The sequence below is a fragment of the Pseudomonas umsongensis genome, assembly GCF_012647205.1.
Classification (GTDB): Bacteria; Pseudomonadota; Gammaproteobacteria; order Pseudomonadales; family Pseudomonadaceae; genus Aquipseudomonas; species Aquipseudomonas umsongensis.
This window is the reverse complement of the sequence record NZ_CP051487.1, coordinates 2,921,971-2,948,339: the sequence shown is the minus strand read 5'-3', so window position 1 is coordinate 2,948,339 and position 26,369 is coordinate 2,921,971. Positions and strand designations below refer to the sequence as shown.

Genomic DNA, 26,369 nt, shown 5'->3' with positions numbered 1-26,369 from the left:
CACGGCCCCTCACAGGCCAGTGTTCCCGGTTACCCGCAAGCTGCCTGTCTGAAAAATCCTTCGGCGCGCTCTGTCAGACCGCTCTAATTCGTCAATTCCGGCCGGTAACACCGTGCTTTTCCTGGCTGGTCCAGCACACGATATCAATGTGCCGTGCGCACAGGATGGAGCATAACGCTCAACTTCAATTGCTGACTGGACAAGTCGACTTAGGAATACCGGATTATGGAAAGCTGGAAAATCAGGACTCACCTTCTACTGCTGACTACCGCTTTATTACTGGGATTGTTGTGCGTCGGCGGCCTAGGACTCCTGGGCATGCAATCGGCCGTGCACAGCCTGGAAACCGTCTATCTCGATCGAGTCGTACCCTTGCGGGACCTGAAGAAAATCGCCGACCTGTATGCCGTGAACATCGTCGATGCCACCCACAAGGCGCGCAATGGCAACTTCACCAGGGCGGACTCGATGAGCCGGATCGATCAGGCACAAAAGGAAATCGATCTAACGTGGCAAGCCTACAAGTCGACGCAACTGATTGCCGCAGAAACCCGACTGATCGCGCAGATTGATCCACTGATGGCCGCCACCCGCGGTCCGTTGCAAAGTCTGCTGGGCATGCTGCGCCAGAACGACGACGTGGGTCTGGCACGTTTCTCGATCGAGCAGTTGTACCCGCTGTTCGACCCCTTGTCGGATAAGTTTGCCGAATTAATCGAGGTTCAACTGCTGGAAGCCAGGAACCAGTTTGACCAAAACCATATCGCCTACACCGCCAATCTCCGGCTCTGCTTGTTGATTCTCCTGTTGGCGACGCTGGCTGGCGCGGCCTATTCATGGTTCTTTTCCAGACGGCTGGGCCTGCAGCTCGGTGCCGAGCCTGCTGAGCTGGCCGCTATCAGCTCGAACATCGCCCATGGAAAACTGGCACGCACCCAGGATGATCGGCAGGAACCTTCAACCGGTGTCCTGCATTCCGTCCAGGCGATGCGTCATAGCTTGAGCGACATGATCGGCAAGATCGGCCAGGCCTCCGAACAGATCGAAGTGGCCACGCTACAACTGTCCGCGTCCTCGGAACAAGGTCTGAGCAGTGCCGCCCTGCAGAGTGAAGCTGCTTCATCGATGGCCGCCACGGTGGAAGAGCTTTCCGTGAGTATCAAACACATCGCCGACAATGCCTGCCAGGCCCAGAGCACTGCGCACAAAGCCGGTGAAATCACCGACGAAGGCATGGCCGTGATGCATGCGTCCATCGAGGAAATGCAACAGATTGCCGATCTGGTGACGCAGAGTTCGGTGGACATCGATCAACTGGCGATTCAGTCGAACAATATCAGCCTGATTGTCGGTGTGATTCGCGGCATTGCCGAGCAGACCAATCTCCTCGCCCTCAATGCCGCCATCGAAGCGGCGCGCGCCGGTGAACAGGGTCGCGGCTTCGCCGTGGTCGCCGATGAGGTGCGCAGCCTCGCCGCGCGCACCGCCCAGTCCACCACGGAAATCGTGACCTTGGTCAATGCCATACAAAACGGCATGGTCAAAGCGAAGGACAGCATGGCTGCCGGTTGTGAGCGTGTGACCCAAGGCCAGAAACTGGTCGCAAGCGCCGGGCAATCCATGGGGCGGATCAAGGGGGCGCTGGATGAATCCATTGCAGCCGTGAGCTTCATTTCCCTGTCATTGCAGGAACAGCGCGCAGCGAGTGATCATGTCGCCAGCAATGTGGAAAAGGTCGCGCAAAGCGTGGAAGAGAATGCAACGGGCCAAAGCGCAATCGTGCGAACGACCCAGGAGCTCAAGGCGATGTCCGAAGGACTGGGAGCTATGTTGCAGCGGTTCAGTCTGTAGCTGACGCTGACCTGACCTGACCTGAGTTGTGTTGTGTTGTGTTGTGTTGTGTTGACCGAGTACATATCCATTGCTGCGGTAACGGCCACTTATGGTTTCGCCCTTACGGCGACTCCCTTTTTCAAACGCCAAAAAGGAAGCAAAAGGCTTTGCCCCACCACTCGGTGCCTCGCTAGGGCTCGGCATGCCCTCTCTCCGGCATTGCTCCGTGGGTCGCCGCGATGGGCCATCCTTGGCCCAGCGCGGCTAAACCGGCGTCCTGCCGGTTTCCCCACTGCGCAATGCCTGCGTTCGGCCAGCGTGGTTAACGGGGCGCCCAGATCAAAAACAAAAGCGAGGCGGCCTGACAGCCGACCTGACTTTGACGGGTGTACCTCGATCCCCTGGAGCGAGCATGCTCCGGGCGGCGTTACGACGATGGTCGTCAACGATGACGCGGTGTACCTGTCAGCCCGCGGTGCTCTCAGATTCATCGCGAGCATGCTCGCTCCTACAGAAGGTACGCGTATGGCTTCCAATCAGGCCGACCGGTCGGCCGCCTCGCTTTTGATTGTGATCTGGCTTTTGATTTTCTTGCCCCCTCGAGAGGCCGAGTGGAGGTTCTGCGCAGTGGGTAAACCGGCAAGGATGCCGGTTTAGCCGCGCTGGGCCAGGGATGGCCCATCGCGGCGACCCACGGAGCAGGACCGGAGCGAGGGCATGCCGAGCCTTAGCGAGGCACCGAACGCCAGGGGCAAGAGCCCTTGGTTACTTGGGGCCGGGCGGCGTTCCGTTTTTCCAAGTGACTCGCCGTAAGGGCGAAACCCTAAGTGGCCGTTACCGCAGCAACGGATATGTACACCTGAAAGACAATTATCGCCTGCCAGGACGCCTTCGCCGGCAAGCCTGGCTCCTACAGTTCAAATAACAGGTCCGGCTGTCAGGCCACCTTCGCGAGCAAGCACCCACATCTGAACTGAACACGCGAAATCCCAAGCAAAAAACCCGGCTTTTTCAGCCGGGTTTCTTGATTCATTCATTCAACAACACTTCGGTCCGGACTTGCTGCCGTAACGGGCTTCCTGGCGTTCCCGAAAGAACGCCTCGTAATCCATCACCGGCTTGTCCGGGTGCTTGTTTTGCATATGCTCGACGTAGTTGTCGTAATCGGGCATACCCACCATCAGGCGCGCGGCCTGACCGAGGTATTTGCCCAGGCGACTCAGGTCATTGAACATGATCAGGCATCGGCAGCGCTTGGAACGGTGCTTCCTTGTCCGTTCGTTCCTTGGTGCCCCAGGCGGCGATACCGACCTTGAGTGCGAAGAACAGGATGCTGAACACCACGAACAGGAACAACGCGGTCAGCGTGGCGTTGGTGTAGGCGTTGAAGATCACGTGCTGCATCTGGTCAATGCTCTTGGCCGGCGCCAGCACCTGACCGTTGGCCAGGGCATCGCTGTATTTTTTAGCCAAGGCCAGGAAGCCAATGGCCGGGTTGGCATCGAACAGTTTGATGAAACCGGCGGTGGTGGTGCAGATCAGCAGCCATACCGCTGGCAGCAGAGTCACCCACACATACTGCTGACGCTTCATTTTGATCAGCACCACGGTGCCAAGCATCAGGGCAATACCCGCCAGCATCTGGTTGGAGATGCCGAACAATGGCCACAGGGTGTTGATACCCCCCAGCGGATCGATCACGCCCTGATACAGCAGGTAACCCCACATGGCCACGCAACCGGCGGTGGCGATCAGGTTGGCGGTCCAGGATTCGGTGCGCTTGAGCGATGGTACGAAGGAGCCGAGCAAATCCTGGAGCATGAAACGCCCGGCACGAGTACCGGCGTCCACAGCGGTCAGGATGAACAGTGCTTCGAACAGGATCGCGAAGTGGTACCAGAACGCCATGGTGTTCTCACCCGGCAGCACGTGGTGCAGGATCTGCGCGATACCCACGGCCAGCGTCGGCGCACCGCCGGCACGGGCCAGGATGGTGGTTTCACCGATGTCCTTGGCCACTGCTTGCAGCGCCTCCGGAGTAATCGCAAAGCCCCAGCTGCTGACGGTCTGAGCAACCGAAACAGCATCGGAACCCACAATGGCCGCAGGACTGTTCATGGCGAAGTACACGCCCGGATCGATCACCGAGGCAGCCACCATGGCCATGATCGCCACGAACGATTCCATCAGCATGCCGCCGTAACCGATGTACCGGGCATGACCTTCGCTGGCGAGCAATTTTGGCGTGGTGCCAGAAGCGATCAGCGAGTGGAACCCCGATACCGCGCCACAGGCGATGGTGATGAACAGGAACGGGAACATACCGCCCTTCCACACCGGTCCCGTGCCATCGACGAATTGGGTCAGTGCCGGCATTCTCAGCTCGGGCATGGTCACCAGGATACCGATGGCCAAGGCGACGATGGTGCCGATTTTCAGGAACGTGGAGAGGTAATCACGGGGTGCCAGGATCAGCCAGACCGGCAGAACGGCAGCCACGAACCCGTAACCGATCAGCATCCAGGTGATCTGGATACCGGTGAAGGTAAAGGCCTTGGCCCACACCGGGTCAGCAGCAATCTGCCCACCCAGCCAGATCGAGCCCAGCAGCAGGAACACGCCGATGATCGAGATTTCACCGATGCGGCCCGGACGGATGTAGCGCATGTAGATGCCCATGAACATCGCGATCGGGATGGTCGCCATGACCGTGAACATGCCCCACGGGCTCTCGGCCAGGGCCTTGACCACGATCAGCGCCAGCACCGCGAGGATGATGATCATGATCAGGAAGCAGCCGAACAGCGCGATGGTGCCGGGGATGCGGCCCATTTCTTCGCGGACCATGTCGCCCAGCGAACGGCCGTTGCGGCGGGTGGACATGAACAGGACCATGAAGTCCTGCACGGCACCGGCCAGCACCACGCCGGCAATCAGCCACAGCGTGCCGGGCAAGTAGCCCATCTGCGCCGCCAGTACCGGACCGACCAGCGGCCCCGCGCCGGCGATGGCCGCGAAGTGGTGACCGAAGAGCACGTGCTTGTTGGTCGGCACGAAGTCCAGACCATCGTTGTTGAGCACAGCGGGCGTGGCGCGATTGGGGTCCAGTTGCATCACTTTGTTGGCGATGAACAGGCCGTAGTAGCGGTACGCAACGAGGTAGATGGCGACGGCTGCAACGACGATCCACAGGGCGTTGATCGCTTCGCCGCGGCGCAGGGCCACGACACTCAGCGCAATCGCTCCCAGGACAGCCACGGCAAACCAGGCGAGGTGTTTAGCCAGACGGGGCATAGAGGGTCTCCTGCCGACAGCTCGTGACTGCGGCGGTAATTTTTATAATTGTGTCCGCTGTGCGGAGCTGGGCCAATATCCGCGCATGTCGTCCACAAATAAATCCGCGTTACTACGTACGCGGCGTCTACGTAGTTCTACGTAGACGCCGCCGATCTTTCTGTGTGGCGAGCCTTTGTGGCGAGGGGATTTATCCCCGTTGGGGCGCGCAGCGGCCCCAAAAAATCGAGACTGCTACGCAGTCCAACGGGGATAAATCCCCTCGCAACAAAGGCTTCCACAGATCGTGGATTACCCCCGTCAGTCATTCCGTCCAGCAACGCTACAGGTCTGGCGTATCTTTGGCATATGATGCCGGCCCCTCGCGCGGGCAGGAGCAACCATGCAGCTCAAACACAAGATCGTCGCCCTCGGCATTTTGCCGCTGGTGTTGGCCATTGCCGTCATCTGCGCCCTGGTGATTTCCCTCAATCGCCAACTGGGTGATCAACAGGCGCAGCTGATCGAAGACAGCATCCTGATGAGCAAGCGCGCGGAGCTGAAAAACTACGTCGAAATGGCGAAAAGCCTGATCGAGCCGCTGTACGACAACGGCCAGGGCGACGCTCGCGCCCAGCAACAGGTGCTCGAGGAACTGCGCAAGCTCAGCTTTGGCATCAATGGCTACTTCTTCGTCTACGACCATGAAGGCCGCAGCCTGATGCACGCGCGACAGTCGGAACTGGTGGGCAAATACCTGTGGGACATGAAAGACCCGCACGGCCTGCCGGTGATCCAGGCGCTGCTCAAGAGTGCGCAATCGGGCGAAGGTTTCCAACGCTACGCCTGGAACAAACCCTCCTCCGGCCAGGTGACCGACAAACTGGCCTATGTGGTAATGCTCGATCGCTGGGGCTGGATGCTCGGTACCGGCATTTACCTTGAAGATGTCGAGCGCGCCACCCAGCAAGCACGAGCCGAAGTGGCCCAGGGCATCCGCAAGACCATGGTGGCAATTGCCGTGGTGGCGCTGGTGGCGGTGCTGTTTGTCTTCGCCACCGGCATGACCCTCAATGTCAGCGAACATCGCCTGGCGGACAAGAAACTGCAGCGCCTGACCCAGCGGATTGTCAGCCTGCAGGAGGAAGAGCGCTCGAGGGTGTCCCGCGAGCTGCACGACGGCATCAGCCAGGTGCTGGTCTCGATCAAGTTTCAGTTCGAACTCGCCAGCCACTTGCTGGAAAGCGGGCAAAACCACGACAAGGGCCTGGGCGCGTTGAGGGATGCCACCGCGCGCCTGGGTGATGCGATTGGCGAAGTGCGCAGCCTCTCCCACGACTTGCGCTCATCGTTGCTCGATACCCTCGGCCTGTCGGCGGCAATCGGTCAATTGGCCGCTGAGTTCGAACAGCGCAGCGGCCTTACCGTGACCTATGACGACAATGAGTTCGACTGCCAACTGGTCGACGGCGCAGCGGTCTCGTTGTTTCGCATCGTCCAGGAAGGCCTGACCAATATCGAGCGCCACGCCCGGGCCAGGCACGTATCCATTACGCTGCGCGGCTGCGAACAATCGGTGCGGCTGACGGTGGTCGACGACGGAGTCGGTTTCAACGTCGCCCAGGTCGAACGTCGCCACGTCGGCATTGGCTTGCGTAATATTCGTGAACGCGTCGAACATTTTGGTGGCCGCTTCGAACTGATCTCGACGCCCGGACGCAGTGAGCTGGATGTTCTGCTACCGATGAAGCTGCCTGCCAGCAAACGCTGATGCCCCAAAAACAAGAGTGAAGCCTGCAATGAACCTGCCCTCCCCGATCCGCGTCGCCTTGGTCGACGATCACGCCCTGGTCCGTGACGGAATAAAGGCGCTGCTGTCCGTCATGGCCCCCCTGGAAGTGGTTGGCGAAGCCGAAAGTGGCGCCGAAGCCATCGAGATGGTCGGACGCTGCCAGCCCGACCTGCTGCTGGTCGACATCAGCCTGCCGGACATCAACGGCCTGGAACTGACCCGCGTGCTGCGCAGCCAGTACCCGTCGCTAAAGGTATTGGTGCTGAGCATGTACGATAACTATGAGTACGTGAGTGAATCACTGCGCTCGGGCGCCAGTGGCTACGTGTTGAAGAATGCCCCTTCACGGGAAATCATCGCGGCCATCGAAGCCATCTCCAGCGGCGGGACCTTCTACAGCGCCGACATCGCCCAGCGGCTGATCGCCGACAAAAACACCGACAACGAACTGACCCCCCGTGAAAGCCAGGTTTTGTCGAAGATGGCGCAAGGGCTGAACAACAAGGAAATGGCACGGGAACTGGATATCAGCGTGCGCACGGTGGAGACACACCGCTTGAGCATTCGGCGCAAGCTCAACATCGACAAGCCGGCAGCGCTGGTCAAATACGCGATCGATCACGGGCTCATTTCGCGCTAGCGATCATTGACTGCGTCAATAGTCACCATTAACTCAATGAAGTTCTCTTAAAAATTCCACGGCGTAACATCAGCTCCATACCAACCAACAACACCCCGGAGCACACGATCATGAAACGCCAAACCCTCCTCAGCATCGCTTTCTCGGTTTTCGCAATTAACGCTTTTGCCGCAACCTCTGTTCAGCCTGTCGTGGCGGAAGGTGGCTCGGATCGTCTGATTGAAAGCCGAGTGGCTGAAGGTGGTTCGGATCGTTTGATCGAGAATCGTGTAGCTGAAGGCGGTTCGGATCGCCTGATCGAGAATCGCGTCGCTGCCGATGGTTCGGATCGCCTGCAAGGCAACACTGTCGCCGCCGATGGCTCTGACCGCCTGCAAGGCAACACCGTCGCCGCCGATGGCTCGGATCGCCTGCAAGGCAACACCGTCGCCGCCGATGGCTCTGACCGCCTGCAAGGCAACACCGTCGCTGCCGATGGCTCGGACCGCCTGCAAGGCAACACCGTCGCCTGAACCCATCGCTTCACCGCACCCACAAAAAGCCCGGCCTGATCAGCCGGGCTTTTTTAAGTCTGCGCCGCAGGTATCCCGCGTCATCGTTGACGTCCATCGTCGGAACGCCGCCCGGAGCATGCTCGCTCCTACAGAGAAACCAACTGAATGACACCGAATTTCAGGCAAAAAAAATCCCGGGCAGCTGATGGACGCCCGGGACTTAAAAATGCATAAACCGTGGTGGTGAACGCGGGGCGGATATTACGCAATGTTTCGCCCTGTAACAAGATATTTTGATTAACCGTTCAGTTACTAAAATCTGTAACCTGTTAAATAACCAGATATTTTTTACGGTTAACCTCGAAACAACCTTAACTACAGGAACCAGCGATATTCCCGTGCACTGATGTCGTTCAGGAACGCCAAGTGGTCCTGCCGCTTGTTCTCGCAATACACATCGACGAATTCCGCGCCCAAACCTTCACGCAGTTTTTGATGGCCTTGCATGGCTCGCACGGCGTCGAGCATTTCCAGCGGAAAGTCGATGCCGCTGTTGCGGTCATCGTTGAGTGGGGCGATCGGCTCGCGCTCCTGTTCAAGGCCTTGTTCCAGGCCCACCAGGATCGCGGCGAGCACCAGATACGGGTTGGCATCGGCGCCAGCGAGGCGATGTTCGACCCGCAGGTTCCTGGCGTCAGACTCCGGCACCCGCAGGCATGCGTCTCGATCCTCGAAACCCCAACTGGCGCGCGAGGCGACGTTGACCGTGGCGCTCAAGCGGCGCAACGCGTTGTGGTTTGGCGCGAAAATCGGCATGCAGTGCGGCAACACATCCAGGCAACCGGCCACCGCATGGCGCAACGCGCGTTGCCCGTTCGCCGCCAGCAGGTTGTTGCCGGCCTTGTCGTAAAGACTCACGTGCACATGCATGCCGCTGCCGGGGTGCTGCAGGTAAGGCTTGGCCATGAAACTGGCGCGGTAGTTGTGCTTGAGTGCCACGCCTCGCGTGCTGCGGCAGAACAACGCAGCCCAGTCGGCAGCGCGCAGACCATCGTCCAGATGACCGAAATTGATCTCGAACTGACCGGGGCCCAATTCGGCGGTGATCACCGTCGCATCGATGCCTTGCGCACGCGCGGTCTCGACCATTTCGTCGAGCACCGGGGCAAATCGCGAGAGGCGTTCAATGTGCATGTTCGGCTGATCGTCCGCATCGCCGGTCAGCGGGTCGCGGGCAAACTGCGGCAAGCCATCGCGCAACCGACTGTCGAACAGGTAGAACTCAAGTTCGAACGCCACCACCGGAAAAATGCCTTTGCTTCCAAGCCGCGCCAACACCTGCGCCAGGACTTCACGGGGTTCGAAGACGATCGGTTTTTCCGTGCCATCGGAAGTAATCAACATCTGCCCCAGCGGTTGCTTCTCCCAACTCACCAACTTGAGCGTGCCCGGTACCAGGCGACGCAGCGCGTCCGGATCGCCATCGTTGAAGCAGTAGTCGCCAATCTTGAACAGCCCGCCCTGGGTGCCGAGCAACACGCAGTTTTGCGGCAACTTGAGGGCGCTGCCGGCGGCGACTTTTTCGAGCATTTCGATCGGGTAGCGCTTGCCGTAGAAATGCCCCGGAATGTCCAGGGATATCAGGTCGACGAAGCGCACATCGGGGTAGCGCTGACGAAACCCACGCACTTCGGCCAACAAATCAGAGCACACAGCATCCATCGTTTTGTTCCTTGTTGTTTTTATCAGGTGTAGACCCAAAGTACGCGGGTCATTTGGTCTGAGAGGTTGCCGTAGCGGCAGTGGGCATGACTGGCCAGTTGAAAACTGTCGCCAGCGTGCAGGGTCACCGGTTCGTTCTGGTCGAGCCACAGGGTCAGTTCCCCTTCCAGCACATAGCCGCCCTGCTCCGAGCTGTCCTTCATGTGCCGGTCGCCGCTGCTGGCACCGGGCTCCAGCTGGCTTTCGAGCATGGAAAAGGACGCACGCATCTTTGGCGAGACCATGATGTCGGTGATGCCATCGGCGTAATACAACGTGCGGCGCTCATCCGGCCGGGTCACCCACGGTAGGGCCATGGGTTTGGGCAGGCTATAGAAATAGGTGGTCGGCACGCCGAGGGTCTCGCTGATGGCGGTCAGGTCCGCCACCGTCGGGCGGGACAAGCCGCGTTCGACCTGGGAAAGAAAACCCACGGAGCGGCCGATCTTGTCGGCCAGATCCTTCAAGGTGTACTTCTTGTGCTTGCGCAGGTCCTGGATCAGGATCGCCAGCGCCGAAATCTCTTCTTGCATGTCCATCTAAAGGCTTCCAGAAGTGGCCGATTCAAATGCTGTCGCGCAGCCTGTACCAGGCTTTGCCGATGGCTTCCAGCGGTGCTGCCATGTATTTGCCGCCGGGAAAACTGGGGTTGGTCAAACCCTGGTACAGCCCCAGCTCATCCGGCTGGCCGAGAATAGCGTCAGACACCGCCCGTGCCCCGGCCAGGGTCGGCAGCACGCCGTGCCCGGAATAGCCCTGCAACCAATACAAGTCACCGCGCCGACCGATGTCGGGCGTGCGTTTGAGCGTCAGGTCGATGTGACCGCCCCAGGCAAACTCCAATTCAATGCCTTTCAATTGGGGGAACACCCTTTCCAGGCACGGCCGTGTGGCACCGGCGATGTCCTTGGGCATGCCCCCCAGATAGGTGCAACCGCCGCCGAACAGCAGCCGGTTGTCTGGCGTGCGGCGGAAATAGTCGAGCACGAACTGGTTGTCGGTGACGCAGACATTGCTGGGTAGCAGAGCGGCTGCCTGGGCCTCGGACATCGGCGCCGTGGCCACCTGATAGGTACCAACGGGTAGTACGCAACTCGATAGCTGTGGGTCGAGCCGGTCAAGATAGGCATTGCAGGCCAATACCAGGACATCGGCGCGAATGTGTCCGCGTTCAGTCGTCACCACGTAGCCGTTCGAGTCCTCGCGATAATTCAACGCCATGCTTTGTTCATGAATCACACCACCGGCCTGCTCGATCGCGGCGGCCAGTCCCAGTGCCAGTTTCAGCGGGTTCAAATGCCCGCCTTCGGGGTCGTACAAACCGGCCTGGTAACGCTCGCTGGCCACCCATTCGGGCAACTGGGCGCGCTCGATGAAGCGCAAACCGTCATGCCCCCATTTGTGGCTGGCCTCGTGCTGCCACTCGGTCAACAACCCCACCCGCCGTGGCATCACCGAAGTCCAGAGGTGCCCGGGCCGGTAGTCGCAATCGAAACCATGGCGCCTGGGCAATTCGCGCACCTCTTTTGCCGCCCAGCGCATGCCGTCCCACAACCGCCGCGCGCGCTCATGGCCCAGTGCGGCTTCCAGCGGCGGCATGTCGCAGGACCAACCGAGTATGGCCTGGCCGCCATTACGTCCCGACGCGGCCCAGGCGACCCGGCTGGCCTCCAGCAGTGTCACGCGCTTGCCGGCCAGGGCCAGGCGCAACGCCGTGTGCAAACCGCTGAAGCCGGCACCGATGATCAGCACGTCGGTGTCCTGCTCGCCCTCCAACGCCGCTCGATTGACCAGGCGATCGGCGCATGTATGGGCGTAATAGCTGGCGACATGCTGGGTGGATTGCTGAAACATACCGGCTCCATGAAATTTTATAGTTTTAATTTCATGAAAAAATACAGGTTTAATTTCATGCGCGCAAGCGGTGTGGCCAAGGTGGTTGTGAGGAGCCTGACGCCCCGCGGTGTTCTCGGGTTTTTCGCGAGCATGCTCGCTCCTACAGGGCACGTCGGGTTGCCCAATAAAATTCCCAGCAGTTAAAAAACTTTCACAAAACCTCTGGACGTGCCCCCTGCATTTCCCCTATAAAGCCACTAACAGGAATATATTATTCCTGACAAGAAACCGCGCTCATGGAATGAGCCTCGCTGTCCGCTGACATTTTTTCGCTATGCGATGAGCTGCCGCCATCATCCCGAGGACGTGTCATGCAACACGAAAAAAACCATTTCATCATCAAGATCACCTGTCCCGCGGTGTCCGGCATTGTCGCTGCCGTCACCACCTACCTGGCGGACAACAGTTGCTACATCGGGGAGATGGCGCAATTCGACGACGATTTCAGCGGGCGCTTTTTCATGCGTGCGGTGTTCCGTTTCAACGATGGCCACGCAGGGGATATCCAGCAGATCAAGGACGGTTTCAGCGATGTCGCCCAGGCCTTCGACATGCGCTGGGAACTGCATGACACTCGCGAACCGATGCGCGTGCTGCTGATGGTGAGCAAGTTCGACCACTGCCTGACCGACCTGCTCTACCGCTACCACAAGGGCGAGATGGACATGACCATCACCGCCATCGTCTCCAACCACCTCGACCTGCGGCCCATGGCCGAGCGCGAGGGCATTCGCTTCATCTACTTGCCAGTCACCAAGGACACCAAGGCCCGCCAGGAAGCCGAGCTGATGAAGGTGGTCGACGACACTGGCACCGAGCTGGTGGTGCTGGCGCGCTACATGCAAATCCTCTCCGACGACCTGTGCCGGCAACTGTCCGGTCGGGCAATCAACATCCACCATTCGTTCCTGCCAGGTTTCAAGGGCGCCAAGCCGTATCACCAGGCGTACCAGCGCGGCGTGAAGCTGATCGGCGCCACCGCCCACTATGTCACCAGCGATCTCGATGAGGGGCCGATCATCGAACAGGAGGTGCAGCGCGTCGATCACGTCTACCTGCCGGATGACCTCGTGGCCACCGGGCGTGACACCGAGACCGTGGCCCTGTCCAAGGCGGTCAAGTACCACCTGGAGCACCGGGTTTTCCTCAATCAGGACAGAACGGTGATTTTCCGGTGAACACACCCCGACTGATTGACGGCAAAGCCGCCGCCGCGCGGGTGTTGATCGAGGTTCGCAAGGACGTCGAGCGCCTGCGCGCGCAAGACATCCAGCCGGCCCTGGCGGTGATCCTGGTCGGCAGCGACCCGGCCAGCCAGGTGTATGTGCGCAACAAGATTCTGCGCGCAGAAGAGGTCGGCATCCGCTCCCTGGAACATCGGCTGGGCACAGACACCAGCACCGAACAGCTGCTTGACCTGATCGCCAGGCTGAATGCCGATGGCTCGATCCACGGCATTCTCCTGCAATTGCCGCTACCGGCCCAGGTCGATGAACTGCGGGCACTGCAGGCGATCGTCCCAGGCAAGGACGTCGACGGCTTCCACAGTGAAAACGTAGGTGGCCTCAGCCAGGGACGCACCGTGCTCGCGCCCTGCACACCCAGTGGCTGCCTGTACCTGCTGGAGCAGACCTGCGGCGATCTGCGCGGCAAGCATGCAGTGGTGATCGGCCGATCGAACATCGTCGGCAAACCCATGGCGGCGCTATTGCTCAAGGCCGACTGCTCGGTGACGGTCTTGCATTCGCGCAGCCCCGATCCGCAGGCGCTCTGCCGTCAGGCAGACATCGTGATTGCCGCCGTGGGTCGTCCGCGATTGATCGATGCCAGTTGGCTCAAGCCCGGTGCAGTGGTGATCGATGTCGGCATCAATCGTATCGACGACGCCGGTCGCAGCCGCCTGGTCGGCGATGTCGACTTCGACAGCGCCCTGCCCCAGGTCGCGGCGATCACCCCGGTACCCGGTGGTGTCGGGCCGATGACCATTGCCTTCCTGATGAAAAACACCGTGACCGCAGCCCTTATGCAACAGCACAGCCTATCGGAGGCCGTATGCCATTCAATCTCTTGAAGTACGGGCTGAGTTCCGAGTACCCGGTGGAAGTGGATTTGCCGCCGCCGCGTGAATTGAAATCAAGCTATGACGTGGTGATCATCGGTGCCGGTGGCCATGGCCTGGCCACCGCTTATTACCTCGCCAGGTATCACGGCATCACCAACATCGCCGTGCTGGAAAAGTCCTACCTGGGCGGTGGCAACACCGCGCGCAATACCGCAGTGATCCGCTCCAACTACCTGACCAGCGAAGGCGTGCGTTTCTATGCCGAATCGGTGCGAATGTTCCAGGGCCTGTCCAACGAATTCGACTTCAACATCATGTACTCCGAACGCGGCCAACTGACCCTGGCCCACACCGATGCCACCGTGCGTTCGTTCCGCCAGCGGGCCGAGGTCAACAAGCACTTCGGCGGTCGCACTGAAATGATCGACCGCCAGCAGATCCGCGAACTGGTGCCCAGCCTCAACCTCGACCCCGGCCACCTGCCCGTGATCGCCGGTCTCTGGCACATCGACGGCGCCACCGCGCGCCACGACGCGGTGGCCTGGGGCTACGCCAAGCAAGCGGCCAAGCGCGGGGTGGAAATCCATCAGCTCACCGAGGTGCAGGACCTGATCATCGAGAACGGCGCCATCACCGCCGTGAAGACCAACCGCGGCACCATCAAGTGTGGCTGCGCGGTGCAGGCGATTGCCGGGCACAGCTCACTGCTGATGGCCAAGGCCGGGATTCGCTCGCCGATCCAGACCTTCCCGCTGCAAGCCATGGTCACCCAGCCCTTCAAACCCTTCCTCGATCCGCTGGTGAGCTCGTCGGCGCTGCACTGCTACGTGCAACAGACCAGCCGCGGCGAAGTGGTGTTCGGCGGTGGCTCCGATCCGTACCCGCTGTTCAACACCCGATCGACCCTGGACCTGAAGGAAAGCCTGCTGGCCCACGCCATCGAAATGTTCCCGTTCCTGGCCAACGCCAAGCTGATGCGCCAGTGGGCCGGGATCACCGACATGACCCCGGACTACAGCCCGATCATGGGCCTGTCGCCGGTGAAGAATTACTACCTGGACGCCGGTTGGGGCACCTGGGGCTTCAAGGCGACGCCTGTCTGCGGCAAGACCATGGCTGAACTTGTGGCCAGCGGCGGCAAGGTACCGGAGTTGATCAAGCCCTTCGGCCTGGAGCGCTTCTCGACCTTCCGGCAAGTCAACGAAATGGGCGCCACGGCGGCCAGTCACTGAGGCAGAGCGGACCATGAAAATCATCAATTGCCCGCTCAACGGGCCACGCAATATCAGCGAATTCACTTATGGCGGCGAATTCAAGCCGATGCCCGATGCACTGCGCTGCAGCGATGCCGAGTGGGCCGACTACGTGTTCAACACCGACAACCTCGCCGGCGTGGTGCGCGAATGGTGGATGCACACGCCGTCGAGCTACTGGTTTCTCGCCGAACGCCACACCGTCACCGACGAAATCCTGCGCACTTTCGACCCTAAAGAATTTTTCACTGCCCGCGTCGACTTCAACGCCGCCAAGGAGATCGCCGGATGAACCGCCTACCCGCCCCGATGGGCCTGCTGATCGACCGTAACCAGCCGCTCGATTTCAGTTTCGACGGCCAACCCTATCAGGGCTTGCAGGGCGACAGCATCGCCAGCGCCCTGCTCGCCAACGGACGCTTCCTGATTTCCCGCTCGTTCAAGTACCACCGCCCACGTGGCCCGTTGACCATGGCCGGGCAGGACGCCAACAGCCTGGTGCAATTGCCCCAGGAACCCAACGTACTGGCCGATGCCCATGCGCTGGTTGCCGGCTTGCAGGTGACGGCGCAGAACGTCAACGGCTCACTGGACAACGACCGGGATGCTTATCTGGGCAAGTTCTCCAGATTCATGCCGGTGGGCTTCTATTACCGCTCGTTCTACAAGCCCAGGGGCATGTGGAAAGTCTGGGAACCGATCATTCGCAAGAAGGCCGGCCTGGGCGTACTCGACCTGATGTTCAAGCCCGAATATTACGACAAGGCCTACCTGTTCACCGACCTGGCCGTGATCGGCGCCGGTCCCGCCGGACTGCACGCGGCCCTGACCGCGGCCAATGCCGGGGCCAAGGTATTGCTCATCGAGCAACAGCCGGTCCTCGGCGGTTCGCTAACCTATGCCCGCTTCGACATCGCCGGCATTCGCGCCGACGCCTTGCGCCGCGAATTGCTCGCGGCGGTGCAACAGCACGCCAATATTCGCATCCTCACCGAGGCGACCTGCAACGCCTGGTTCACCGACAATTACCTGCCGGTGATTCAAGGAAAACGCATGTACAAGGTGCGCGCCCGACAGTGCCTGGTGTGCAGCGGGGCGTTCGACCAGCCGGTGGTGTTTCGCAACAACGACTTGCCCGGCGTAATGCTGACCAGCGCCGCGCAGCGCCTGATGAAGCTGTACGCGGTCAAGCCGGGCAAACGCGCGGTGGTGCTGACCGGCAACGATGACGGTTACCTCGCCGCGCTGGACTTGTTTGACCAGGGCGTCGAAGTCGCCGCGGTGGTGGACATGCGCCAAGGCCCGGGCGACGTGGCCCTACTGGGCGCGCTGGCGCAACGCAAGATTGCCTGCCAGCTCAACAGTACCGTGTATGAAGCGCTGCACGAAAAAGGCCTGCGCCATGTCAATGGCGTCGACGTGCGCAAGATCACCGCCCAGGGCCAGGTCGCCGAGAGCGGGCAACGCCTGGATTGCGACCTGTTGTGCATGTCCGCCGGCTACATGCCGGTCTATCAACTGCTGTGCCAGGCAGGCGGCAAGCTGGCCTACGACGATCAGCGCGCCGAGTTCACCCTCAGCGGACTGCCGCAGAACCTTGCGGTCGCAGGCTCGGTGAATGGCCGTCACCGCCTCGACAACGTGATCGCCGACGGCGTCAACGCCGGTGCCGACGCCGCCGCTGCGCTGGGGCTGGCAGTCGGTGTGCACCGGGCGCCCTTGGGCAGCGAGGTACGGGTCAACTTCAACTGGCCGATCTTCCCCCACCCCAAGGGCAAGGACTTCGTCGATTTCGACGAGGACCTGCAAGTGGCGGACATCGTCAATGCCACGCGCATCGGTTATCGCGACGTGCAGCTGGTCAAGCGTTATTCCACCGTGGGCATGGGCCCCTCGCAAGGGCGTCACTCGGCCCTGCCGACCGCGCGCCTGGTGGCCTGGGCGACCCAGCGCAACATCAGCGAAACCGGCGTGACCACCGCGCGCCCGCCCTTTGTCGCGGAAAAACTGGCCCATGTGGCCGGTCGCGCGTTCGATCCGTATCGACAGACACCTATGCATGCCCGGCACCTGCAAGCCGGCGCGAAGATGATGCCGGCCGGCATCTGGCAGCGTCCGGCCTACTACGGCAATGCCCGGGACCGCGAGGCATGCATGCAGGCCGAAGCGCTGCATGTGCGCAACAAGGTCGGGATCATCGACGTCTCAACCTTGGGCGGGCTTGATGTGCGTGGCCCGGACGCCGCCGAACTGCTCAACCGGATGTACACCTTCGCCTTCCTCAAGCAGCCGATCGGTCGCTCCCGCTATGCGCTGATGACCAATGAACACGGAGTGGTGATCGACGATGGCGTCTGCGCACGTTTCGCCGACAATCACTTCTACGTCACCGCCACCACCAGCGGCGTGGATCGCATCTACCAGCAGATGCTCAAGTGGAACGCGCAATGGCGCCTGGACGTGGATGTCGCCAACGTCACGGCGGCGATCTGCGCGGTCAATGTCGCCGGTCCCGACTCGCGCAAAGTGCTGGAGAAGGTCTGCACCGACCTCAAACTTAGCGCTCAAGCGTTTCCCTACCTGGGCGTGCGTCAAGGCACCGTGGCCGGGATCAAGGCGCGGCTGTTGCGAGTCGGTTTTGTCGGCGAACTGGGTTATGAAATCCACGTGCCGGCGCGCCATGGCCTGGCGCTGTGGGACGCGCTGATGGAAGCCGGCAAGGCCCATGACATTCGCCCTTTCGGCGTGGAGACCCAGCGTTTGCTGCGCCTGGAAAAAGGCCATGTGATCATCAGCCAGGACACCGATGGCATGACCCATCCCATGGAAATCGACATGGGCTGGGCCGTCAATCGCAACAAGCCGTTCTTCGTCGGGCGGCGCTCGGTGGACATCCTCGAAGCCCAGCCGCAAACACGCAAATTGGTGGGTTTCACCTTGCCCAAGGGCAGCGCGCAACCGCTGGAAGGTCATCTGGTGCTCAACGGCCCGGACATCAGCGGCAACGTCACGTCCTGCGAGTACTCGGCGAGCCTGGGCAAGATCATTGGCCTGGCGTACGCCGGCATCGACCAAAGCACACCTGGGCAACGGATTGCGATCCGTGTCGAAGGTGGGCGTGTGGTCCATGCCGATGTGGTGCCGTTGCCCTTTTTCGACCCTTCCAACCTGCGCCAGGAGCTTTGAGCCATGACCAGCCTGAGACAACAACACAGCGCCGGGCAGCCGGCCCTCGCCCTCCTGCCCACCTGTGCGCTGACGGATCTGACCGACCTGCCCCGGGTCGGATTTCGCGGCGCCGACAGTGCGCGCTATTTGCAGAGTCGGGACTTCGTGCTGCCAGACGCGCCCAACCACGCCGTCACCCAGGTTGACGGCAGCTACGCCGTGCGTTTGTCCCAGACCGAATACCTGCTGCTGGGCAGTGCGCAAGACCAGGGCCAACGCATCGCCGACGAAGAGGCCCGCTGGGAGTTGGACCATCAAGCCAACTACCTGCTGCCACGCCAGGACAGCCATGCCTGGTTCCAGCTGAGCGGTGAACAATTGCCCGAAGTCATGGCCAAACTCTGCGGCGTCGACATGACCCCCCAGGTGTTCGGCCCCGGTGCCGTGGCGCAAACCTCGGCGGCGCGCATCAACGTGATCGTGGTCAATGCCACGTCGGCGCAACAGCCACGCTTGTTCATACTCTGCGACCGGGCATCGAAGGCGTACTTCCACGCGGCGTTGCTGGATGCCATGGAGGAGTTTTCAGGGTCGCCTGGCGCTGGCGAAATAGGCTGCGAAACATCGCAAACCTGTCATTTGTGTCAGTAGGCCCTCCGATTCATCTCCGATTAAATGGCTGGGGCTTGAGTACCCATCGGGGGTGCTTGAGCCTCACTATTGGAGAAGCATCATGTCGACTCTTACCTCCCCTGCCGGTCATCTGGATCGCAGCTTCGGCACTGACGGCACGACAATCCTGGAAGGATCCGACGTAAAAGCCATCGCCGTCCTGAAAGCCCCCGGCCCTCACCAAGGGAAAATCATTGGCGTGTTGGCGGACGGCAACGACTTCAAACTGTTCCGATTGGAAAAAAACGGCCTGCTCGACACCTCATTCGGTACAGGCGGATATCTGCGTTGGGGGTTCGCAGGCAGCCCAGTCCGGTCCACCCCTACCGGCATCACTGAGCTGAGCGGCGATAAATTGCTGGTGACGGGCTACGTTCAAGAAGGAAGCCCGGCAACCCTCTACTACCCTGCGGTAGCTCGCTTCAACGCTGGCGGCTCCATTGATCTTCTTTTCGGCAATGACGGGGTATATGTTTTCAAGGAACCACTGCCCACCGCGCAACCATCATCGGATATCACCCCACAGCAAACCAGCGATGGGGCTAGCGTCTATGTCGTCGACGCCAACGACGACCGAATTCTCTTTGCCTTCAACAGCGGGACATTTCGCCCCTACGCCAATCAAGGCTTGTTGATTCAACTGACGCCTGCCGGCCAGTTGGACACACGCTTCAACGAACAGGGCTATGTGTTCTTCCAGTTCGATGCGCAAAACACCGCATCCATCGGGCTCGCCGTCCGGCAAAACGGAAATTTCATTGTTGTCGGCACTGCCCCCAATCGTGCCTTTCTCGCCGCGTTCACCCCGACCGGGCAAATCGATTCGTCGTTTGGAACCGACGGTTTTGCCGTGCTTGCACAAGCTGCCGGGCCGGTGACACTCACGCAACTGCTCCTGCAACCGGACGACAAGCCGGTTGCGGTCGGCTGGTTCTCGGTGGCGTCTACCCGCAAGGGCTATGTCACACGCACCTTGGCCGACGGCAAGCCGGACAACACGTTCAACAATGCCCTACCCGTGACCATTGAACGCCCGTTCCAGAGTCTGCACCTCAAAAGCGCCCGACTGGACGCCGAACAGGCCATCGTCGTGGCCGGTGAACTGAACACCCGCGCACTGGGCCTGGTGGGAAGGGTAACGCCCCAGGGTTTAATGGACCGCACATTCGGTATTGATGGACTCTCCGATACCGGCATCGACGGCATCCTCAATTACACCAACAGCATGGCCATTCAAGAAGCGGGCGGGATTGTTGTGGCCGGCAGCAAAAACCCGATGGCCGCGGTATGTCGTTACCACGGCTGACGTCTTGCCATTCATTCTGCACGTTGGCGCCAAAAGCATCTGAGTGCATTGGCGGCTGAAAAAACCGGCAAGACCTCACCTGAAGAAATGACTGGGGGTCTTGCCGAACTGTTTCTTGAACATGCTGGTGAACGCACTGGGGCTGTCGTAGCCCAGTTCCCCGGCAATGTCGATGATCTTCTCGCCCACGGCGATGCGCTCCAGGGCCAGTAGCAACCGCGCCTGCTGGCGCCATTGGCCGAAGGTCATCCCGGTGTCCTTGCGGAACAGGCGCTGGATGGTTTTCTCATCGAGGTCCAGGCGTGCGCTCCAGTGCGCCAGGGTCGAACAATCGCCGGGATCGCGTTGCAACGCTGAACACACCACCTTGATCCGTGGGTCCGAGGGCTGAGGCAGATGCAGCGGCAAGGTGGGCAATATCCTCAGTTCATCGAGGATCAGGCGCATGACCCGGCCTTCGCGCGAATCCGCGTCGTAAGGTGAGGTGATAGCCACCGAGACCTTGATCAACTCACTGAGCAACGCCGAAATACTCACCGCCCTGGGTTCAGTCGGCATGTCCGCAAACGCTTCGGGACGCACGAACAGGCTGCGCATCTTCAACGGGCCGACGCAGCGAATCGAGTGAATGTGCCTGCTCGGCATCCATATCCCGCGGCTGGGCGGTACCGTCCACTGGCTCAATCCCGAGTGCACCACCATCACGCCCTCGATAGCGTAGATCAACTGGTGGGCTTGATGGGAGTGCGCTTCGATCACCCAGTTTTCCGGGTAGTCGGTGGCGCTGCTGCTCACATCGCAGACTCGGTCGTCGATCTCTCTGAGGAATTCTTCCAGCGACTTGATCATGACGCCCTTTTTACGATAGTCGACTCCCGAATTGCGCGAGACAGGCAATTGGACGGTCCCTAGGATAACGCCAAACCCTGAAATGGGCAGCGCTTTTGTGCCTGGCACCGAGCCCCCGTCTTACGTTTTTTCTGGAAGGATCCCATGTCCATCAGTACCACTACTTCCCCCACGGCGACAGCTTCAGTGGCCAGCCAAGCCAGCCCGCTGGTGATGCGCGTCATCGGTGCCTGTGCCCTGGCGCATCTGATCAATGACCTGATCCAGGCCGTGCTGCCGTCGATCTACCCGATGCTCAAGGCCACGTACGGCCTGACCTTCACCCAGGTCGGCCTGATCACCCTGACCTTTCAATTGACCGCCTCGCTGCTGCAACCCTGGGTTGGTTACTACACCGACCGCCACCCCAAGCCGTGGCTGTTGCCGGCCGGTATGGTCTGTACCCTGGTCGGCATCCTGATGCTGGCAATGGTCGGCAGCTTCGGGGCGATTCTCGTGGCCTCGGCGCTGGTGGGCATTGGCTCGTCGACCTTCCACCCGGAGACTTCCCGGGTTGCGCGCCTGGCCTCGGGTGGTCGCTACGGTCTGGCCCAGTCGACCTTCCAGGTCGGGGGTAATGCCGGCAGTGCTTTTGGTCCACTGCTGGCAGCGGCCATCGTCATCCCTTATGGCCAGGGCAACGTCGCCTGGTTCGGGCTGTTCGCAGTATTCGCCATCCTCGTGCAATACGGCCTGAGCCGCTGGTACCGCAACCATCTGAACCTGTTCAAGCTCAAGCAGGGCACCAAGGCAACCCATGGCTTGTCGAGACAACGGGTGAGTTTTGCCCTGGTGGTCCTGGCATTGCTGGTGTTCTCCAAGTACTTCTACATGGCCAGCTTCACCAGCTACTTCACGTTCTACCTGATCGAGAAGTTCGACCTGTCGGTGGCCAGCTCGCAACTGTACCTGTTCCTGTTTCTCGGCGCCGTGGCAGCCGGCACCTTCTTCGGTGGGCCGATCGGTGACCGGATCGGGCGCAAGCAAGTGATCTGGTTCTCGATTCTCGGAGCGGCGCCCTTCACCCTCGCCCTGCCCCATGTCGACCTGTTCTGGACGGGCGTGCTGAGCATGGTCATCGGCTTCATCCTCGCCTCGGCCTTCTCGGCCATCGTGGTCTTCGCCCAGGAACTGGTGCCCGGCAACGTCGGCATGATCGCCGGGGTTTTCTTCGGCCTGATGTTCGGTTTTGGCGGCATCGGCGCCGCGCTGCTCGGGCACCTGGCGGATATCCACGGCATCGAATACGTGTATACGCTGTGTTCGTTCCTGCCGCTGCTGGGCATCCTGACGATCCTGTTGCCGTCCACCAAAGGGGTTTAGTGCGGATCCAGGCATTGCGCCAACGTCAAGGCATTGCCCAGTGCCGCGCCGCTGGCGGTGTTGTCGAAGATGCACCAGGCTGACTGTCCTTCGGCAGTGGCTGTTTGCAGCTCGACCCCCAGGCGTTCCAGGCGTGGCAATTCATAAGGGCTGTAGTAGATGCGCGGCGATCCATGCAGGCGCCAGTATTTGAGCCCCGGCCATCCCCGTGGTGTCGAGTCAGTGCTGATACGCGAAGGGTCCACCGCAACCTGCGCGATGTGATAGTGCACCAACAGTGCCTCGGCACCGGTCCAGGACTCGTGTCGGGGCTCGAGCACCACAGGTCCTGGAAAGCACCGCCTGAGGCTGATGAAAAATGCTTCGACGACCGACTCGTCAAATGCCAGCGACGGCGGTAGCTGCACCAGCAGGCAGCCCAGGCGATCACCCAGGCCGGAGCATTGCAGCACGAACTCATCGAGCGCCAGATCGCAGGCCTGCAGGCGCTGCACATGGCTGATCAGCTTGGGCACCTTGACACTGAAACGAAAGCCGGACGGCACGCTGGCCGCCCAACGCTGGTAGGTTTGCTGGCGATGCGGGCGATAAAACGAGCTGTTGATCTCGGCGCAGTTCAGTCGCGCCGCGTAGCGCTGCAAGTGGGTACCTTCAGCTGTAAAGGCGGCTGAATGCTCCCTGCCCAGGCTCCAGCCGGCACACCCGGTGAAAATCGTCCGTTCGTTCACGCCCATTGCCTCTACCAGTGCTTATGACTAAGGGCGCAGCACAGATGCGGCGGTTCATTTTTTCATCGACGGCACCTGATCGATGGTTGCCCGCCATCGGTGATTACCTTTGTGCACAAACAGTTGCAACCAATGGCCATTGATCCCGGTCGACATCGAAAAGCCAGGTTACGGTGAACCTCCCATGGAGAGCTGCAGATGATAGGAGTGATTGTCCCGGTGCATAACGAGGAACAGCGTCTTGAGGAATGCATCGAGTCGCTGCTGGCGGCGGCTTTTCACCAGGACCTGGACCGTGAAGAAGTCAGGATCCTGATCGTCCTGGATGACTGCACGGACACTTCCCTGGACATTGCCCAGGCCTACGGCGTGTGGACGTTGAGCTGCACCCACCGCAACGTTGGAAAAACCCGTGCGCAAGGCGCCGAACACCTGCTGGCGGCGGATGCACGCTGGCTGGCCTTCACCGATGCCGACAGCGTCGTGCCCGATTCCTGGCTGGTTGAGCAGATCAGGTTCAACGCCGATGCGGTCTGTGGCCTGGTCGAAGTCAACGACTGGTCCGAACATTCGGAGCGAGTGCGCGAGCGCTATCACGCCAATTACCACCCCGTTGAGGGCCATCGGCATATCCATGGGGCCAACCTCGGCGTCTCTTCTGCGGCGTATCGCAAGGCGGGCGGATTCCAGGCCTTGCCCGCCCACGAAGATGTGCAGCTGGTCGCCGACCTGGAACGCAGCGGCGCGCGCATCATGTGGACGGCCGGCAACCCGGTCACCACCAGCGCTCGCCAGCATTGCCGGTGCCGGGAAGGCTTTGGCGACTACCTGAAGTCACTGGCCGGGTAACGACTGGCAGGTTTCGGCAAGGTCGATCGAGGTTGCTGTCCGGCTCCAGTATTCGAGCAGGAAATCCGCTTCCTCATGGCGCACCAGAGGATGCAGGTGCAGGCGTTCGGCAAGCGCCGCATGAACATCGCGACCGTCCTGCGAACAACCTTCGATCGGATGCAACCAGTGACAGGCCAGTACGCCGCCCGCCGGGCCGAGGCTGCGCAAGGTGTTTTCGATGACCTGGTGCCACTCGTCCACATCGAGGAAGTACCCCACTTCGCTGAGCACGATGAGGTCAAAGTCACCGTCCGGCCATTGCCGGGGAATACCCGCCTGCTCGACGTGGACATGATGCAGTCCACTCAAGCGCTGGCGCGCCAGGTCGACCGCCTTCGCGTTCAGGTCCTGGCACAGCAACGCGTCGCAGCGCCCGGCCAACTGTACGCTGAGTTCACCGTTGGCACAGGCTGGCTCGAACACACGTTGATAGCGCTGGCGCGGCAGGCTGGCCAGCGTCAGCTCGCGCTTGCGCTTTTCGTACCAGCGGGTCCGGAAGGACCAGGGGTCATCGCTGGCCCCGAACAGTTGTTCGAAGTAGTCGGGGGATACGCTCATAAAAACACCAGTTCAAAAGGCTGCAGCAATCGTTCGAGGGTTTCACCGCTCAACACCGCGGGTGTCTGACCGTCGCGGCTGACCTGCGACGCATGGGCCGCGATGGCCTGGCGCTTGCGCGCCAACACGTGTGGGGCCAGCAGGTATTTGTGCGCCCGCGCCCAAGGGACTCGGGCATCGTTGGGGCGCGCCCAATGCCATGCCCAGACCGGCACTTCAATCAGGCAAGCCTGGTGGCGGGCTACCGCGCAGGCGGTCGCGCGGCCGGTCGCCTCATGATCGCAGTGTCCGTCCCGGCGCCAGGTGGTGATCACACGATCGCCTGGGCGAATCAATGCCGCCAGCCGCTCGACCAACCAAGCCTCCTGCGTTTCTACAGCGCTGTCGGGCAATTCCAGGCGTTGCCAGTCCAGCAAATCGACATCGAGCCCCATGCGGGCGAGCGCGTGGGTACTTTCTATCGGGCGCTGCCGTCGCAGGCGTGTCGGCGTCCAGTGCCGCGATTGCGGGTGGCTGGCTTCGCCATCAGTGACCGCAATCATCAGGACGTCGGCCTCGTTGCCCTGCATTCCCGCGAGGATGCCGGCGCACCCGAGGACTTCATCGTCAGGATGCGGGGCGACGACGACCAGGCGCCGCCCCGCAGGCACCAGTTGTCGATGAGTGATGGTTGGCACCTGCGCCAACCCGTCACTGGCCTGCCATTCGGCCAGTGTTGTCCCCTTCCCCTGAATCAGGTTTTCTTGAGAAGCCGGCCCGGCGATCACAGCGCCCACCCATCGAGCGGCTGCGCGGCGACCTGCTGCCCAAGCTGCGCCAGGTCCTTTTCGGCATGGCTCTGTCGCAGGAATACCGGCAAGTCGGCGGCGAGCCTGGCGAAGTGACTGTCACGACACAATGGCGTGGCACCCAGCCCGCGTGCGACATGTGCAAGCACGCTGTCGACGGCCGCTTCTACTTGGGCACGCAGTCGGCGGACAGGAAGTTGCGCCGAGCGCCGGGGGTTTTCATCGATCCAGAGGGCCGTTTCCCGAAGCGCAGCCCGGGCGCAGCACAATGCCGCATCGACGGCCCCCAGATGCGCCTGGGCATGGGCGTCGCAGTACGGCTGCGTACAATGTTGGCGAAGGTAATCGGCAAGCGCACAAGCGGCGCCGTACCAACACGCGGCAATCCCGGCGCCACCGTGCCAGAAGCCAGGTCTGTCGACATACTGCCCAGGCGACCCGACACAACGGCCCTGCGCACCCTCGAACAGCACGTCGACGCTGGCCGTACGGCCCATGCCAACCGCTTGCCAGCCATCGTCGAGTAGCCTGATTGCCGGCTGCTGCAACGTGACCGCCACCAACTGCGGTTGCATCTGCTCATCCCACGCTGTCACCAGCGCCCGATCGAGTATCGCCGCGCCGGAACACCAGGCCTTGCGGCCCTGCAAGTACACGGTCCCGGCCTGATGGTCGACAATATTAAGCCGGGCAAAGGCCGGCTCGGCCGCCCAAGTGCCCCAAGTGCCCGCGGCCGGCGGCGCGTCGGGTTCGAGCTCGGCCATGATTGCCAGCGCATCGGTATGACCTTCGAACAGCTTGGCCAGTGCCAGATCGCTGGCCGAGACGGCGGCCAGGGTGCGCCAGCGATCCAGGGTTCGGCCTTGCCCGGGCAGAGGCAGGTCGGTAAATCCATCGCTGACGAGCTGCTGCATCAGCGGTTGCAGTGCAGCGTCCGCGATGCTTTTCGAAGGCCGACAGGCGAACCGTTGCAGCAGACGTTCGAGGGTTAACGCGTTGCTCATGGCCCTTTTTCTCCTTGATCGCGACTCAATGCTCTTGAT

General features: G+C 61.2%; 23 protein-coding genes. 13 read left to right on the top strand and 10 right to left on the bottom strand.

All coding sequences use genetic code 11. The features are described 5' to 3' along the window. Positions 1 to 225: 225 nt before the first annotated feature. Positions 226 to 1,851 (top strand): methyl-accepting chemotaxis protein, encoded by a 1,626-nt coding sequence (locus tag HGP31_RS31100; protein WP_168757917.1) that lies wholly within the window; start codon positions 226 to 228, stop codon positions 1,849 to 1,851. Between the two features lie 1,019 nt (positions 1,852 to 2,870). On the opposite strand, the gene HGP31_RS13435 is transcribed toward HGP31_RS31100, so the two are convergent. Then, a complete protein-coding gene (locus tag HGP31_RS13435) occupies positions 2,871 to 3,068 on the bottom strand; it encodes a YbdD/YjiX family protein (protein WP_020801269.1) in 198 nt (65 codons plus the stop codon). Further along, entirely contained in the window at positions 3,058 to 5,127 is a 2,070-nt protein-coding gene (locus HGP31_RS13430; protein WP_168757916.1) for a carbon starvation CstA family protein, read from the bottom strand. Before HGP31_RS13430 ends, HGP31_RS13435 begins: the two co-directional genes overlap by 11 nt. Positions 5,128 to 5,509: 382 nt before the next feature. Here HGP31_RS13430 and HGP31_RS13425 point away from each other — a divergent pair, with 382 nt between their 5' ends. The 3 genes from HGP31_RS13425 (at position 5,510) to HGP31_RS13415 (ending at position 8,050) form a co-directional block, all read left to right on the top strand. After that, positions 5,510 to 6,877 carry a cache domain-containing protein gene (locus tag HGP31_RS13425; RefSeq protein ID WP_020801266.1) on the top strand — a complete coding sequence of 456 codons (1,368 nt, stop codon included), beginning with the start codon at positions 5,510 to 5,512 and terminating at the stop codon, positions 6,875 to 6,877. A 28-nt stretch (positions 6,878 to 6,905) separates the two neighbouring features. Next, the gene (locus HGP31_RS13420) at positions 6,906 to 7,538 is read left to right on the top strand and encodes a response regulator (protein ID WP_020801265.1); all 633 of its coding nucleotides are present in this window, start codon (positions 6,906 to 6,908) and stop codon (positions 7,536 to 7,538) included. A 110-nt stretch (positions 7,539 to 7,648) separates the two neighbouring features. Next, a complete protein-coding gene (locus HGP31_RS13415; protein WP_083348885.1) occupies positions 7,649 to 8,050 on the top strand; it encodes a hypothetical protein in 402 nt (133 codons plus the stop codon). Positions 8,051 to 8,407: 357 nt separating this feature from the next. Here HGP31_RS13415 and HGP31_RS13410 read toward each other — a convergent pair whose 3' ends face one another. The 3 genes from HGP31_RS13410 to HGP31_RS13400 are packed head-to-tail and all read right to left on the bottom strand — an operon-like array spanning position 8,408 to position 11,647. Beyond that, entirely contained in the window at positions 8,408 to 9,754 is a 1,347-nt protein-coding gene (locus HGP31_RS13410; protein WP_168757915.1) for a glutamine synthetase family protein, read from the bottom strand. Positions 9,755 to 9,777: 23 nt separating this feature from the next. Beyond that, on the bottom strand, positions 9,778 to 10,332 hold the full coding sequence (locus tag HGP31_RS13405; protein WP_020800970.1) for a helix-turn-helix domain-containing protein: 555 nt from the start codon (positions 10,330 to 10,332) through the stop codon (positions 9,778 to 9,780). 25 nt (positions 10,333 to 10,357) lie between these two features. Next, positions 10,358 to 11,647: an NAD(P)/FAD-dependent oxidoreductase gene (locus HGP31_RS13400; RefSeq protein ID WP_020800971.1), complete on the bottom strand. Its 1,290-nt coding sequence runs from the start codon at positions 11,645 to 11,647 to the stop codon at positions 10,358 to 10,360. 353 nt (positions 11,648 to 12,000) lie between these two features. On the opposite strand from HGP31_RS13400, the gene purU reads away from it, so the two are divergent. From purU to HGP31_RS13365, 7 genes are all read left to right on the top strand, one after another. Further along, positions 12,001 to 12,867 (top strand): formyltetrahydrofolate deformylase, encoded by an 867-nt coding sequence (purU, locus tag HGP31_RS13395; RefSeq protein WP_151142470.1) that lies wholly within the window; start codon positions 12,001 to 12,003, stop codon positions 12,865 to 12,867. Further along, positions 12,864 to 13,760: a bifunctional methylenetetrahydrofolate dehydrogenase/methenyltetrahydrofolate cyclohydrolase FolD gene (gene folD, locus HGP31_RS13390; protein WP_020800973.1), complete on the top strand. Its 897-nt coding sequence runs from the start codon at positions 12,864 to 12,866 to the stop codon at positions 13,758 to 13,760. Before purU ends, folD begins: the two co-directional genes overlap by 4 nt. Beyond that, entirely contained in the window at positions 13,742 to 14,983 is a 1,242-nt protein-coding gene (locus HGP31_RS13385) for an FAD-dependent oxidoreductase (protein ID WP_033042854.1), read from the top strand. Before folD ends, HGP31_RS13385 begins: the two co-directional genes overlap by 19 nt. 13 nt (positions 14,984 to 14,996) lie before the next feature. Further along, positions 14,997 to 15,296, top strand: a complete 300-nt coding sequence (locus HGP31_RS13380; protein ID WP_033042852.1) for a sarcosine oxidase subunit delta — start codon at positions 14,997 to 14,999, stop codon at positions 15,294 to 15,296. Then, positions 15,293 to 18,190 (top strand): 2Fe-2S iron-sulfur cluster-binding protein, encoded by a 2,898-nt coding sequence (locus HGP31_RS13375; RefSeq protein WP_020800976.1) that lies wholly within the window; start codon positions 15,293 to 15,295, stop codon positions 18,188 to 18,190. The genes HGP31_RS13380 and HGP31_RS13375 overlap by 4 nt, the downstream gene beginning before the upstream one ends. A 3-nt stretch (positions 18,191 to 18,193) precedes the next feature. Continuing rightward, positions 18,194 to 18,823, top strand: coding sequence for a sarcosine oxidase subunit gamma (locus tag HGP31_RS13370; protein WP_033042850.1), 630 nt, complete (start codon positions 18,194 to 18,196; stop codon positions 18,821 to 18,823). Between the two features lie 82 nt (positions 18,824 to 18,905). Beyond that, a complete protein-coding gene (locus HGP31_RS13365; protein ID WP_033042847.1) occupies positions 18,906 to 20,150 on the top strand; it encodes an NHL repeat-containing protein in 1,245 nt (414 codons plus the stop codon). Between the two features lie 75 nt (positions 20,151 to 20,225). On the opposite strand, the gene HGP31_RS13360 is transcribed toward HGP31_RS13365, so the two are convergent. Beyond that, a complete protein-coding gene (locus HGP31_RS13360) occupies positions 20,226 to 21,047 on the bottom strand; it encodes an AraC family transcriptional regulator (protein WP_080725346.1) in 822 nt (273 codons plus the stop codon). A gap of 96 nt (positions 21,048 to 21,143) precedes the next feature. Here HGP31_RS13360 and HGP31_RS13355 point away from each other — a divergent pair, with 96 nt between their 5' ends. Continuing rightward, entirely contained in the window at positions 21,144 to 22,361 is a 1,218-nt protein-coding gene (locus HGP31_RS13355; protein ID WP_168757914.1) for an MFS transporter, read from the top strand. On the opposite strand, the gene HGP31_RS13350 is transcribed toward HGP31_RS13355, so the two are convergent. Continuing rightward, a complete protein-coding gene (locus HGP31_RS13350) occupies positions 22,358 to 23,095 on the bottom strand; it encodes a DUF72 domain-containing protein (RefSeq protein WP_168757913.1) in 738 nt (245 codons plus the stop codon). The two genes, HGP31_RS13355 and HGP31_RS13350, sit on opposite strands and share 4 nt — an antisense overlap. A gap of 192 nt (positions 23,096 to 23,287) precedes the next feature. Between HGP31_RS13350 and HGP31_RS13345 the strand changes: the two genes are divergently transcribed. Further along, positions 23,288 to 23,938: a glycosyltransferase family 2 protein gene (locus HGP31_RS13345; RefSeq protein ID WP_168757912.1), complete on the top strand. Its 651-nt coding sequence runs from the start codon at positions 23,288 to 23,290 to the stop codon at positions 23,936 to 23,938. Here the strand turns inward: HGP31_RS13345 and HGP31_RS13340 are convergent. From HGP31_RS13340 to HGP31_RS13330, 3 genes are read right to left on the bottom strand one after another with little or no spacing between them, the layout of a single operon-like run. After that, complete coding sequence (locus HGP31_RS13340) at positions 23,924 to 24,538, bottom strand: SAM-dependent methyltransferase (RefSeq protein ID WP_168757911.1); 615 nt, start codon at positions 24,536 to 24,538, stop codon at positions 23,924 to 23,926. The two genes, HGP31_RS13345 and HGP31_RS13340, sit on opposite strands and share 15 nt — an antisense overlap. Beyond that, positions 24,535 to 25,305: a PIG-L deacetylase family protein gene (locus tag HGP31_RS13335; protein WP_168757910.1), complete on the bottom strand. Its 771-nt coding sequence runs from the start codon at positions 25,303 to 25,305 to the stop codon at positions 24,535 to 24,537. Before HGP31_RS13335 ends, HGP31_RS13340 begins: the two co-directional genes overlap by 4 nt. Then, complete coding sequence (locus HGP31_RS13330) at positions 25,302 to 26,330, bottom strand: acyl-CoA dehydrogenase family protein (protein ID WP_168757909.1); 1,029 nt, start codon at positions 26,328 to 26,330, stop codon at positions 25,302 to 25,304. The genes HGP31_RS13335 and HGP31_RS13330 overlap by 4 nt, the downstream gene beginning before the upstream one ends. Positions 26,331 to 26,369: the final 39 nt, after the last annotated feature.

Excerpts from the sequence above, each read along its gene's own strand:
- HGP31_RS31100 (WP_168757917.1), top strand. The coding sequence starts at position 226 with ATGGAAAGCTGGAAAATCAGGACTCACCTTCTACTGCTGACTACCGCT.
- HGP31_RS13435 (WP_020801269.1), bottom strand. The coding sequence starts at position 3,068 with ATGTTCAATGACCTGAGTCGCCTGGGCAAATACCTCGGTCAGGCCGCG.
- HGP31_RS13430 (WP_168757916.1), bottom strand. The coding sequence starts at position 5,127 with ATGCCCCGTCTGGCTAAACACCTCGCCTGGTTTGCCGTGGCTGTCCTG.
- HGP31_RS13425 (WP_020801266.1), top strand. The coding sequence starts at position 5,510 with ATGCAGCTCAAACACAAGATCGTCGCCCTCGGCATTTTGCCGCTGGTG.
- HGP31_RS13420 (WP_020801265.1), top strand. The coding sequence starts at position 6,906 with ATGAACCTGCCCTCCCCGATCCGCGTCGCCTTGGTCGACGATCACGCC.
- HGP31_RS13415 (WP_083348885.1), top strand. The coding sequence starts at position 7,649 with ATGAAACGCCAAACCCTCCTCAGCATCGCTTTCTCGGTTTTCGCAATT.
- HGP31_RS13410 (WP_168757915.1), bottom strand. The coding sequence starts at position 9,754 with ATGGATGCTGTGTGCTCTGATTTGTTGGCCGAAGTGCGTGGGTTTCGT.
- HGP31_RS13405 (WP_020800970.1), bottom strand. The coding sequence starts at position 10,332 with ATGGACATGCAAGAAGAGATTTCGGCGCTGGCGATCCTGATCCAGGAC.
- HGP31_RS13400 (WP_020800971.1), bottom strand. The coding sequence starts at position 11,647 with ATGTTTCAGCAATCCACCCAGCATGTCGCCAGCTATTACGCCCATACA.
- purU (WP_151142470.1), top strand. The coding sequence starts at position 12,001 with ATGCAACACGAAAAAAACCATTTCATCATCAAGATCACCTGTCCCGCG.
- HGP31_RS13385 (WP_033042854.1), top strand. The coding sequence starts at position 13,742 with ATGCCATTCAATCTCTTGAAGTACGGGCTGAGTTCCGAGTACCCGGTG.
- HGP31_RS13380 (WP_033042852.1), top strand. The coding sequence starts at position 14,997 with ATGAAAATCATCAATTGCCCGCTCAACGGGCCACGCAATATCAGCGAA.
- HGP31_RS13375 (WP_020800976.1), top strand. The coding sequence starts at position 15,293 with ATGAACCGCCTACCCGCCCCGATGGGCCTGCTGATCGACCGTAACCAG.
- HGP31_RS13370 (WP_033042850.1), top strand. The coding sequence starts at position 18,194 with ATGACCAGCCTGAGACAACAACACAGCGCCGGGCAGCCGGCCCTCGCC.
- HGP31_RS13365 (WP_033042847.1), top strand. The coding sequence starts at position 18,906 with ATGTCGACTCTTACCTCCCCTGCCGGTCATCTGGATCGCAGCTTCGGC.
- HGP31_RS13355 (WP_168757914.1), top strand. The coding sequence starts at position 21,144 with ATGTCCATCAGTACCACTACTTCCCCCACGGCGACAGCTTCAGTGGCC.
- HGP31_RS13350 (WP_168757913.1), bottom strand. The coding sequence starts at position 23,095 with ATGGGCGTGAACGAACGGACGATTTTCACCGGGTGTGCCGGCTGGAGC.
- HGP31_RS13345 (WP_168757912.1), top strand. The coding sequence starts at position 23,288 with ATGATAGGAGTGATTGTCCCGGTGCATAACGAGGAACAGCGTCTTGAG.
- HGP31_RS13340 (WP_168757911.1), bottom strand. The coding sequence starts at position 24,538 with ATGAGCGTATCCCCCGACTACTTCGAACAACTGTTCGGGGCCAGCGAT.
- HGP31_RS13330 (WP_168757909.1), bottom strand. The coding sequence starts at position 26,330 with ATGAGCAACGCGTTAACCCTCGAACGTCTGCTGCAACGGTTCGCCTGT.